Origin of the sequence: Bradyrhizobium sp. 164, from assembly GCF_023073715.1 — a bacterium.
Taxonomy (GTDB): domain Bacteria; phylum Pseudomonadota; class Alphaproteobacteria; order Rhizobiales; family Xanthobacteraceae; genus Bradyrhizobium.
In genome coordinates, this window is sequence record NZ_JADPKA010000033.1 from 1 (window position 1) to 10,932 (window position 10,932).

11 protein-coding genes and 1 pseudogene are annotated in these 10,932 nt (G+C 61.3%); 7 read left to right on the plus strand and 5 right to left on the minus strand.

Going from position 1 to position 10,932, the window contains the following annotated elements:
• Positions 1-110 precede the first annotated feature (110 nt).
• The 3 genes and pseudogenes from IVB01_RS14180 to IVB01_RS14190 all read right to left on the minus strand — a co-directional run bounded on the left by IVB01_RS14180 (position 111) and on the right by IVB01_RS14190 (position 1,974).
• Complete coding sequence (locus IVB01_RS14180; RefSeq protein WP_247494610.1) at positions 111-896, minus strand: IS4 family transposase; 786 nt, start codon at positions 894-896, stop codon at positions 111-113.
• A 107-nt stretch (positions 897-1,003) separates the two neighbouring features.
• A pseudogene (locus IVB01_RS14185) lies at positions 1,004-1,273 on the minus strand (transposase); the annotation flags it as partial.
• Positions 1,274-1,695: 422 nt separating this feature from the next.
• The gene (locus tag IVB01_RS14190) at positions 1,696-1,974 is read right to left on the minus strand and encodes a hypothetical protein (protein WP_247494611.1); all 279 of its coding nucleotides are present in this window, start codon (positions 1,972-1,974) and stop codon (positions 1,696-1,698) included.
• A gap of 186 nt (positions 1,975-2,160) precedes the next feature.
• On the opposite strand from IVB01_RS14190, the gene IVB01_RS14195 reads away from it, so the two are divergent.
• The 7 genes from IVB01_RS14195 (at position 2,161) to IVB01_RS14225 (ending at position 7,779) form a co-directional block, all read left to right on the plus strand.
• Positions 2,161-2,946: a hypothetical protein gene (locus IVB01_RS14195; RefSeq protein WP_247494612.1), complete on the plus strand. Its 786-nt coding sequence runs from the start codon at positions 2,161-2,163 to the stop codon at positions 2,944-2,946.
• Between the two features lie 28 nt (positions 2,947-2,974).
• Positions 2,975-3,226: a TonB-dependent receptor gene (locus IVB01_RS14200; protein WP_346659336.1), complete on the plus strand. Its 252-nt coding sequence runs from the start codon at positions 2,975-2,977 to the stop codon at positions 3,224-3,226.
• Positions 3,227-3,334: 108 nt separating this feature from the next.
• Positions 3,335-4,069 carry a tonB-system energizer ExbB gene (gene exbB, locus IVB01_RS14205; protein WP_247494619.1) on the plus strand — a complete coding sequence of 245 codons (735 nt, stop codon included), beginning with the start codon at positions 3,335-3,337 and terminating at the stop codon, positions 4,067-4,069.
• A 5-nt stretch (positions 4,070-4,074) separates the two neighbouring features.
• Positions 4,075-4,509 carry a TonB system transport protein ExbD gene (exbD, locus tag IVB01_RS14210; protein ID WP_247494613.1) on the plus strand — a complete coding sequence of 145 codons (435 nt, stop codon included), beginning with the start codon at positions 4,075-4,077 and terminating at the stop codon, positions 4,507-4,509.
• On the plus strand, positions 4,506-5,213 hold the full coding sequence (locus IVB01_RS14215) for an energy transducer TonB (protein ID WP_247494614.1): 708 nt from the start codon (positions 4,506-4,508) through the stop codon (positions 5,211-5,213). The genes exbD and IVB01_RS14215 overlap by 4 nt, the downstream gene beginning before the upstream one ends.
• 438 nt (positions 5,214-5,651) lie before the next feature.
• Positions 5,652-5,843 (plus strand): hypothetical protein, encoded by a 192-nt coding sequence (locus IVB01_RS14220; RefSeq protein ID WP_247494615.1) that lies wholly within the window; start codon positions 5,652-5,654, stop codon positions 5,841-5,843.
• 154 nt (positions 5,844-5,997) lie between these two features.
• Entirely contained in the window at positions 5,998-7,779 is a 1,782-nt protein-coding gene (locus IVB01_RS14225) for a carbohydrate porin (RefSeq protein ID WP_247494616.1), read from the plus strand.
• On the opposite strand, the gene IVB01_RS14230 is transcribed toward IVB01_RS14225, so the two are convergent.
• Entirely contained in the window at positions 7,760-8,074 is a 315-nt protein-coding gene (locus tag IVB01_RS14230; protein WP_247494617.1) for a hypothetical protein, read from the minus strand. The two genes, IVB01_RS14225 and IVB01_RS14230, sit on opposite strands and share 20 nt — an antisense overlap.
• 1,487 nt (positions 8,075-9,561) lie before the next feature.
• Positions 9,562-10,068 carry a hypothetical protein gene (locus IVB01_RS14235; RefSeq protein ID WP_247494620.1) on the minus strand — a complete coding sequence of 169 codons (507 nt, stop codon included), beginning with the start codon at positions 10,066-10,068 and terminating at the stop codon, positions 9,562-9,564.
• Positions 10,069-10,932: the final 864 nt, after the last annotated feature.

Sequence of the window (10,932 nt, forward strand, 5' to 3'; positions counted from 1 at the left end):
CGCCACCCGGCAATACCGTCATGTGGCGCGGGCTGTCACGTCTCACCGACATAGCGCTAGGTGTCATGGTCGGAGGAGAATTTGTGGGTAATTGAAAGCTGGTGAAGCTTTCAATTACCCACATTTCCAGCAGCTGCGATTTCGGCGCCGAGTTCGATATCTGTGAGTCTCGAGAGGCCGCGCCAGATGACAACATTTCCAGGCGGCGGATCGCCCGCCCTGGCCAGGTAGCCACCCAATCGTGCAAGTTTGGTAAGATAAAATGCAAGGGTCCCAGGGCGACATCGTCGATGGCTCGCGCCGCTGATGAGTCGATCGAGCAATGCGATCTCGGTGTCCGTCAATGCGAGCTTCGGTGACGCGTCTGGGGCGATGCGATTGAGCATGGTGAGCCAAAGGACGCGCCAACTGAGAATGCAGAAGACCGCCATTAGATTGGCAAGTCGCTCCGCGGTCCGGAGTTTTGAGTCTTCCGCCTTGCAGCCCGATTTCAGGATCTTGTGGAACACCTCGATTTTCCACCGCATGGCGTACCAGTTAATCTTCTCGATTGCTTCGGAGCGACTGCGGACGGCTAGGTCTGTGATGAGCTTCCACTCAATCGGTTTACGGCCCTTTGGCGTACCGCGCTCGGTCGCATGGATTATCGTCAGGTCGAGGGCTGGATACCGTTTCTGCTTGCCGATGGGAGGCAAGACCGCAATCCGCTTGAACTTGATTTCCAGCGCGACCTTCGTCGTCTCACCCCTGTCGTTGCGCACGTCGATGTAATGTAAGCCTTTGACGCTGGTCTCTTCCATCTTGGTTGCAATCGTATGACCGCCATCGCCCGCCAGCCGATCGACGCAGGCGCGGACAAGGAAGTGAGCGCCAACCTCCTGCGTCAGGCAATACAATTCGTAGATGTCGCTTTCGCGGTCACCAGTATGAATGCAACGCTCCGGCTGTCCGAGCCGCTCGATCGACGTCTACCGGCGCGAGGGCATCGACCTCGACGTATCGCGATCATCTGCACCGCCGCATCATGACTGGCGGTCAGCCCATCCAAGATCTGGTCCCAGACGCCAGCCCGCCGCCAGCGCACGAACCGATTGTAACAGGTGGTGCGGGGATCAAAGGTCTCTGGTAGATCGCGCCATGGCGCACCAGAACGCAGGATCCAAAAGATGCCATTGAGCACGCGACGGTCATTTACACGCCGAACGCCGCGCGGCTTGTTCGGCAGCATTGGTTTGATGGCGGCCCATTCATAGTCGCTGAGTTCGTAGCGCATGATTCGAGGCTCCGGTTTCGGAGATTGAATCACGTCTCGGGCAACGCCATCAATCGAACTCTCGTGTCGAACAATGTGTTGTGTAGCGGCCCTGGTCGATCCGAACCGCACGCCCGCTGCGCACGCGTATTGGCACGGCATTTAAAGGCCGTCTACGCCGCCGTTGCCCATTCGCTGGTGCTGATCGCGGTTCTGACGCTGCCTTGTCCCACGACAAGAAGTTCGAGGAGGAAGAGGTCGTGTTCGGCTAATTCGCGCGCAAATCACCATACCTCGCGCGGCGCCGCGCTTCCGGTCGATTTTTGACCGGCGGCGCCTAAATTTCGCCCCTTTGAATGGGCGGCCGGCTCGGATAGGATAGCTTTCGACTGCAGGACAATCGTCTCCGGATGCGCTGGTTTAGGCAACATATCAGAAATGGTTCATGGCTTGCGCTGGTCGCGCTTGCCATCAACTTTACGCTCGCCTTCGGTCACATCCACGGCTTTGACGGGAAAGTTCCTGAACGCACGGGCGTGTTGATCGCAGCCATCGAAGCGTCCGATAGCGGCCCGAGCCAGCGCCATCCGGCAGATGGTCATGCCGATTATCTCTGCCCGATCTGCATGGCCGCGACCGCCATGGGCAGCGCGCTGGCTCCAGCGCCGCCAGCGCTGCCGATCGAGTTTGCCGAAGCCAGGATCGATCACCCGATTGATCAATTCGTCTCGGCACCAAGGCCTCCGCGCGCGGCCTTCCAATCGCGCGGACCTCCGATCTCCTGACATCGCTGCTTCGATCCTGGCCAGCGCCGCGCCATAGGCGCGCCCCGCGAGCGCCCTGGAGGCGAAGCCCAGCGCCCGCGACCCCGCGTGTCACGGGCAAGTGTCCAGTCAGGAAATCATCACATGGAAACTCCCCCCTTCTTACGCGCATTTCGCCCGATTCCGCCGCCTCCCGCGCCGACCCAGGCCCAGGTTACAACGCAGCAGAACGAGAAACTCGATGCCGCGCGCAACACGATCCTGGCACCCGTCGGCGCCAACTCGTATCAAGTCACCCACCAGGCCATCGAGGCCCTGCCGCAGGGGAACAACACTACGCTGGACAAGGCGCTGTTGCAGTTCCCGGGCGTGACGCAGGATTCGGCTGCAAGTGGCGAGCTGCATGTGCGCAACGAGCACGCCAACCTGCAATACCGCATCAACGGCATCATGCTGCCCGACGGCGTCGGCGCCTTCGGGCAAATCCTCGACACCGGCATCGTCGGCAGCATGGCACTGCTTACTGGTGCGCTTCCGGCGCAATATGGCCTGCGTACGGCGGGCGTGCTCGACATCCAGACCAAGACGGACGCCTTCAACAATACCGGCAGCGTCAGCGTCTATGGAGGCAGCCACGGCACCATCACGCCGAGCTTCGAATACGGCGGCACGGTCGGACAGACCCAGTACTTTGTCTCCGGACGCTTCCTCCAGAATAACCTGGGCATCGAAAATCCGACGCCGTCGAACGAGGCGATCCACGACCGCACCTCGCAGGAAAAGGGATTTCTCTATCTTTCCACAGTGCTCGATCCGACCAGCCGGCTCACGTTCATGAGCGGCGTTTCGAACAGCACGTTCCAGATTCCCAACAAACGTCTACACCGACCATGCGCAAACGCTGACCGCGTCGGCCGGCGCCTCGTATAAGTGGTACGACACGCGCTTCAGCGCATCCGTGATCTATGGCAGCGGGCTTCGTTCGGGCTTTGCCAACACCGATCACCTGCCGTCCTATACGCAGGTCAACATCGGCGTCTCGCACGATTTCTTCATCGTCGCGCCGAACAAGCCGACCACGCTGCGCTTCGACGTCGTCAACCTCTTCGACAAAGTCTATGAGATCCGGGACGGAACCGGCATCGGCGTATTCGCACCGCAATTCGGGCCGCGGCGCGGTTTCTTTGTCGGGCTTTCGCAAAAGATTTGAGCAGCAAACCATGCAGAACAGAGATCAGCGATGAAGGAGCACGGGATGCAGCGATCCGGCACATTGATGCGAGGAATGGCTTTGCGTGGCGTCAGCCTCTGGCTCGGCATGGAGGCCGTGTCGACGCCGGCGCTTGCCCAGGCCCCCAATCCCCTGCTGCCGCACAATCTGTCGCCGTGGGGGATGTTCCTCAACGCCGACATCGTGGTGAAGGCGGTGATGATCGGGCTCGCCTTCGCCTCGCTCGTGACCTGGACGGTTTGGCTTGCCAAGACCATCGAACTGCGGGTCGCGAGTAGCCGCGCGCGGCGCCGGATCAGGATGCTGGAGGAAGGTGGCAGCCTGACGGACGCGGTACACGAGTGCGACGGCGAGCGCGACGCCATCGCGCAACTGATCCTCTCGACCGCACGCGAGGCGGAGCTGTCCGACGGCATCGTCGATGACGGCTTCAAGGAGCGCGTGGCGCTGCGGCTCGAGCGCGTGGAAGCGACGATGACACGGCAGATCTCGCGTGGCACCGGTATCCTCGCCACCATCGGCGCCACCGCGCCGTTTGTCGGCCTGTTCGGCACAGTGTGGGGTATCATGAACGCCTTCATCAACATTTCCGAATCGCACACGACCAATCTTGCGGTGGTGGCACCCGGCATTGCGGAAGCGCTGCTTGCCACGGCGCTCGGGCTCGTGGCCGCGATCCCCGCGGTCGTAATCTACAATCACCTCGCCCGCGTGATCACCGGCTACCGCGTGCTCTTGGGCGATGCCTCGGCCCAACTGCTGCTGCTGATCAGCCGCGGACAGCGCAGCCGCGGCATGGTCCTGCCGCGCGCAGCGGAGTGACGGCCATGGCCATGCGTCTCGGTACGCGTTCCAGCGGCGATGATCTCGAAGTCCAGCACGAGATCAATGTCACGCCGTTCATCGACGTTATGCTGGTGCTGCTCATCATCTTCATGGTGGCGGCGCCCCTTGCTACCGTCGATATCGGCGTCAACCTGCCCGCCTCGACTGCGCCGGAGCAGCCCCGGCCGGACAAGCCGGTGTTCATCACCATCAAGCCGGATGCGACCATCGCCGTCGGCGAGACCGTCGTGGCGCGCGAAGCGCTCGCCGGCGCGCTGGATACGGCCACCAACAACCACAAGGACGAGGCGATCTTCGTCCGCGCCGACAAGTTGCTGAGCTATGGCGAACTGATGGAGGTGATGAACACCTTGCGCGACGCTGGCTATCTCAAGCTCGCGCTGGTCGGACTGGAAGCGCCGGCGACTAAGCAATGAACGCGCGCACGCTGCATCTGCCGGCCGATCGCGGGCTCTCGCGCTGGATGTGGGCTGCCCTGATGATTCTGCTCGCGCATGCGGCGATCGTGGCTGCGGTAGCGCTCTGGTACGCGCGCAGACCCGTTGAGCCGAACATCATTCCGGCGATCGCGGTGACGCTTGCGCCGGTCGATGCCAGTTCACCCGAAAGACAGGACCAGGACATCGCGGTCGGGCCGACCATGCAGCAGGCTGAGGAGGCGCCGAAGGAGCCGCCCAACCAGGAGCAGGTGGAAAAGGTCGAGCAACCGCCGGTGCCGCCACAGCAGGCCGAGGTCACCCTGCCGAAGGAGATCGAAAAGCCGAAGCCGCAGGTTCAGCCGCCCGCACCCGAGACGCGCGCGCCGCCGAAGACAGAGCATGTCGGACAATTCACCCAAGCCAGCGCGAACGCTTACAACGCGCTGGTGTTCGGGCAGCTACAGCGCTTCAAGCGCTATCCCGCCGCCGCCCACGGCGCATCCGGCACGGTGGTCGTGCGGTTCGAATTGGACCGCGACGGCAAGCTGATTTCGAGCACCGTGACCAAGTCGTCCGGCAATACCGTGCTCGACAGCGAAGCGCTCGATATCCTCAAACGCGCCAGCCCCTTCCCGCCATTTCCTGCCGTAAAGCCCGGCGCGCAGGACAGCTTCCTCGCCCCCGTGAGTTTCTCGCGCTGACGACGTGAGGACGCCACCGAGCGACCGTCACGGCCGTTCCGGTGACGGGCTGCGCACTGTCGCTCGCGGGCCCAGTGCACGCCGTGGCTACGCCACTGCATTGCCCGATATCGTCACCTCGTCATTCCAGCGATCGGCCGAACCGGCCCTTACAAAACTGTCTTCAACATCACGCCGGATGCAACAATGCGTTTGCCCAAGAAACGAATGCAGCCGCTGTCTTGGTGTTGCATGCTCGTCACTGGGCGGATGCGATCTGGCGGCTCTTCCTACACGTCACCTTCCCCTCGTGAGCAGCTTCCAATAAAGTCTCCAGTTGCGAGCCACTTGTAATGATGCCGAGCCGTAAATGTGACTGTAACAGCTGGAGTTCTCGACTGAGACTGATGCCGGACGGAAGCGGCGGGCTTTGGCTCCTTGGGTATCACGAGCGCCGATATGATGGAGATCATGACGCAAGCGGCGATTACACTGAGAGGCCGCAGAAGGTCGTCGTCAATCGTCATCGGCCTCGACGTGATCGTGCTCGGCACGCCGACGCTCGCGGCGGACCTGCCTGTGAGACCTCCCGCGCCGGTTGTCGCGGATTATGCCTGGAACGGCTGGTATGTCGCGCCCACGGCGCTGTGATCAGGGGCGCCTCGAACTGGTCCGCAAAGCCGCCGGGAGTGCCGAGCCTAGGCGGCTCGTTCAACCTTCCTTTCAATTTCGATTCAGGGCGGGGACCGGCAGCTATGGCATTGGACTGCAGGCCGGCTACAACCACGTCTTTCCGTCCCACCTGATGCTGGGCGCAGAGATCGACGTCACCGCGCCCAACTCGGACGTGCTGGTGCCTTATTCCGAAAAAGGCAACCAGGCTGTGGCGTCGCCTTCGGTCGGTCAGGTCGACCATGGCGAGGCGGTGATCCACTACGGTAGCGTTCGCGCGCGCGTCGGTTACGCCTTCTACCATTTTCTCCTCTATGGAACGGGTGGGTTCGCCTGGAGCTATGACCAGCTCACGCGCACCCAACTTGCCGCGCCTGCGGTTGGAGGCCTCGCAGCGGGGACCATGGACACGCGCTTGCTGTGGCGACTGGGTTGGGCTGCTGGTATCGGTGTCGAGATTCCCGTCACCGACAAATGGACGGCGAAGGCCGAATTTCTCTGGACCGGCTTTCCCCAGAAAACGACGACGTTCACGGCGGCGGCGGAGAGCGACCAATTCAACCTGTCGATGGAAAGCATCCGCGTTGGCTTGAACTACCATCTCGACAATACCAACCCGATCCCAGAGTTGCTCACCAAGGGACCGCAGGCGCTGGAGACGGACCGCTTTGCGTTCCATGCACAGGCCACCTTCCTCAATCAATACACCCCTTCATTTCGGGCGCCCTATTTCGGCACCAACAGCCTCACGCCGAATCAGGGCCGCGAGACCACTGACGTCACTTTGTTCGCTGGTGCGAGACTCTGGGACGGCGCCGAGCTCTGGATCACGCCCGAAATCGACCAGGGCTTCGGCTTGAGCGGCTCAGTGGGCGCAGAAGGATTCCCGAGCGGCGAGGCTTACAAGGTCGGTGCGAGCTATCCCTACACGCGTCTGCAACGAGCATTCATCCAACAGACCATCGATCTCGGCGGCGAGACCCAGAAAATCGATTCCGGGCTCAGCCAGTTTGCTGGATCGCAGACCGCCGACCGGCTGGTGATCACCGTCGGCAAGTTCGGAGTGGTCGACGTTTTCGACACCAACAAATACGCCCACGATCCGCGCGCCGATTTCATGAACTGGACGCTGATCGACACTGGCACGTTCGATTACGCGGCCGACGCCTGGGCCTATACGGTTGGCGGCGCCATCGAGTGGTACACGGGTCCATGGACCTTCCGCGGCGGCATCTTCGACATGTCGATTGCGCCGAATACGACCACGCTAGATTCCCGCTTTGGCCAGTTCCAGTGGGACGGCGAGATCGAGCGTCGTTACTCGATCTTCGGCCAGCCAGGCAAGATCGCGATCACCGGCTTCTTGACTCGAGCCCGCATGGGTAGCTTTGAGGACGCCGTCCTGCTCGCCGCGATGACGGGCGGTCGCGCTGACCTTGCGGCCGTGCGCAAATACCAGGGCAAGGGCGGCATCAGCATGAATCTCGAGCAACAGCTCGTGGAGAATGTCGGATTCTTCGCCCGCGCCGGCTGGGCGGACGGCCACAGGGAACCTTATGAGTTCACCGACGTCGACCGCACCGTCGCGGCGGGGCTTTCGATTTCCGGAAAGATATGGGGACGGGATGATGACACCCTCGGAATTGCTGGCGTCGTCAACCAGATTTCCGACGTGCACCAGGCGTTCCTCAATGCCGGCGGCCTTGGCATCTTGCTGGGCGACGGCCGGCTGCCGCATCCCGGCAACGAGGGGATCTTCGAAACCTACTACAGCTTTCCTTGGTTTGCCTCGAAGATCACGCTCGATTATCAGCTAATCGTCAATCCCGCCTACAATCGCGACACGTCATGCGAAGCGTTGATGAGACAGCCGTCGCTCAGCGTCTCAGTTCGTGCTAAGCCGATTGCTGGATAGCCTGACTATGGATACGAGCTAAGATTTCCGGCTGGAGCCATTGATGCGCAGGATCAGGCCTTGCGTCTTCTTGTCCCGAAAAGCGACTTGCCTCTCGTCGGGCTTCAGCTTGAGCTTGTATCGATAATTTGCGAGGTACTTGCGATGCCGCTTTGATCGCGGCATGCGACACCGACGCCACATCAATCTTGGCCGCCATGCTGACGGACGCCCCGTGAAGATAACGCTCGGCGAGATGCGCGAGACTGGCGTCCGCGATCTCCTCGTCTTTTGCCAAGACTACAAATGCAGCCACAACGTAATGCTCTCGGCGGCCTACGTCGAGCGACGGCCACCCGAGCATTGATCTCCGCAAGACAAATGCAGCGCAACAGAGGATGCAACAATCTAGTCGGCGCGCCCGGAGTCAAGTAGATCCAAATAGCGGATATGAAGCGTGAGGGGCTGTTTGGCACCGTCTAAGAGCACACGTACCCGGCTGCGTGTCGCGCCTGGACCAAGGACGACACCTCGCTTGCCAGACAATCTTCGACCGGCCGACTCGGCCAACACGATGCGACACCCGGGTGCCAACCCATCCTTGATAAGGGGCAGTTCTGGACAGGGCGAGGAATACCTGTGGTCGGACATGTACGCGAAAATATCGAAAAATTGCCGACAATAAAAGTCGCGCGTCCGCCTCTGGCGCATAGTAAAAGGTTGCTTTGAGGGTTGTTCACAGCTTGCTTATCGACGTAAACCGCATCGTGAACGCTGGGTCGGTATCGACCCGTGCAGCGTCATGCTTTGCTCTCCGATGCAGTCGGTATTTGACGTCGAGAAATTATTCCAGGGCGCTACGTGGATGTGCTCGATCGTAGACGCTGACGACACCATTACCATCACCGTTGGAAGAAAAGTTCTCAATTCGTCCGACCCGATCGGAGGCCTTCTGGCTGATGATCCGCGTTGCAGATCGCTTGTTTGACGCGTGCTTCGCACGCCGCCGGCGGCCAGTTCGTTCGGCGCCTTTAGGTAAGACGTTCGCGCCGAACTAACTGCGTTGATGAAGTGCGTTTGATCGCTTTCCAGTTCGTCAGTGTGCATCCGAGCAGACACGTTCCGCCGCGTCATCATGAGCAACAGCGATTTCACGTAGCGTCGATAGCAGGGCGGCTGCTCGATCTACTTCAAGCCGCCCAAACGTCTCTGATCTCGTCGTCCGCAAGGGTCCGCTTGCGAACCCGTTCCCTTCTTGGCCATGCCGCGGACGATCGGTGGCTTAAATTCGTCGTTCACCATTTGCCAGTTGAAGGCCTTCCGGACGTGCGCCAACACCCCAGTCAGCCATAACCGGCCCACTCTCCGCTTTGATCTCGTTGAGCATCGTCGTGACGTCACTGCGCTTGAGGTCGTAAATCGACTTCGCCGATGCGCGGACGGACATGGTTGGTGAAAGCCGCTTTTATCTGATCGCCGCTGCAATGGGCAGGTTGCAGCGCAGCGCTGCGCTTCAACCCAAACCCATAGGAGAAAGTCCCATGACACTGTGAGCCGCCGCGCTGATTGCGCCCAAACCCACACCGTGGGGAGCCGACCTGATGAATATCGTCAGGCCATCTGGGCGTCCACGAGCGCACCTCGCGCCTGATGCGCCATTCAGAATAAAGCTACGAACTCGTATGTGATTGAGATAGCAATATACTTTCTACTCTTGGCTACAATGTCCGCTGGCTGGGGCCCCTTGTCCACTCAAACCGGGAGCACTTCCTCGGGTGCGGCTCCTGAGGATGACATAGATAGTCAAAAATCGGACGGAAGGGCTTTGGATCCCAACCCGAAATCCCGAACAGCGGGCGTGGCATCGAAAGTCATATCCTTTCGAATACCCATCGCGACATTTGAGTCGGGAAAGAGTGGCTTCGCTAGACCGAAGCCGGCACGCCACAGCCATGGCGGCACGGATATTAGGCGTCGCGGCAGGTGCAACGCGTCGAAGACCCGGCCGATCATCTCCCGATAGGAGAGGATTTCAGCCGCCGGCAGCGAACAGAACTTATTCACGGCGACCTGGCTTGCGGCTGCAGCGATGGCCCCGATTGCGAGATCCTCGGCCTGCACGGGCTGTCGCAGTCCCGGCGCGCCCCCGACCAGCGGCATGAAACCGAAACGGCGGATCAGCCGCGACAACGGTGTGAGGTTGGTGTCGCGGCCTTCGGCGTAGATTAGCGTGGGTCGCAGGATCGTCCAGCCAACGGGCCGTTGCTCGCAAGCTGCAACGATCCTTCGCTCGGCCTCTGCCAGGATCATGTCGTCGAGCTCGGTGTCCTGCTTTGTTAGCACGCTGGTAAACTGAAGGCGACAAGACGCTTCGCGCCAGAATTGAGAAGGCAAGCGCGTCGGCGGTGCAGTAGAGCGTGCTGAATACGGGAAGTACCAGCGTATCCGCCTTCAGCATATCTGCACGGATCCACTCCACGCCAGGTCTTTGCCTTTGCGATCGCGACAGTGCCAGGACGCGTTCGCCCCGGCGCACCAGATGCTCGACAATGTAGCTGCCTACGACTCCCGTTCCCCCGATAACCGCGCTAGGGTAGCGTGATGGACGAGGACTTCTGCAAAGAACAGGCAGCGCATCCGCGATCTGGCGGAGCGGGCCGATCCCTTTACCCGGCGCCGCCTGCTGGCGCTGGTCGGCCGATACGACGCAAAGGCGGGCGATCCGTCGCGCCCCCAGAAGCTCGCGGAGCGGCCGCTGCCGGTGCGCAGCACGCCGCCGGCAGCGATCTTCTCGGGATCCGGCGAGGCATGACGAGCGGCGGAGCGGCCGAGATCAAGTGCGACGCCTGCGGCGGCACCGGATCCCAACCCGCACCGAGCGGAGCCCGGCCGCCGGATTTATCCGAGGCGTGCAGGAAGAGCGGCGGGACGGGACGGTTGCCCAAGCCGAGTGATTGAGGGCGCACGGCCGATCGCATCTGAGAGCTTGTTCACACTCACCGGGATCGCGATCCCAGCTCAGACAGACGGGGTACCGGTGTCGACTAAAGCGGGATGGGGTTTGGTTGAATCGAGTTGGGATTCCCAAATCAGTTCGTTTCTGATTCACCATGCTGGCTGGGCGGGAGGCCAGCATGGATGGGCAAGCCTTATTCTCTGGATCTTCGCCAGCGT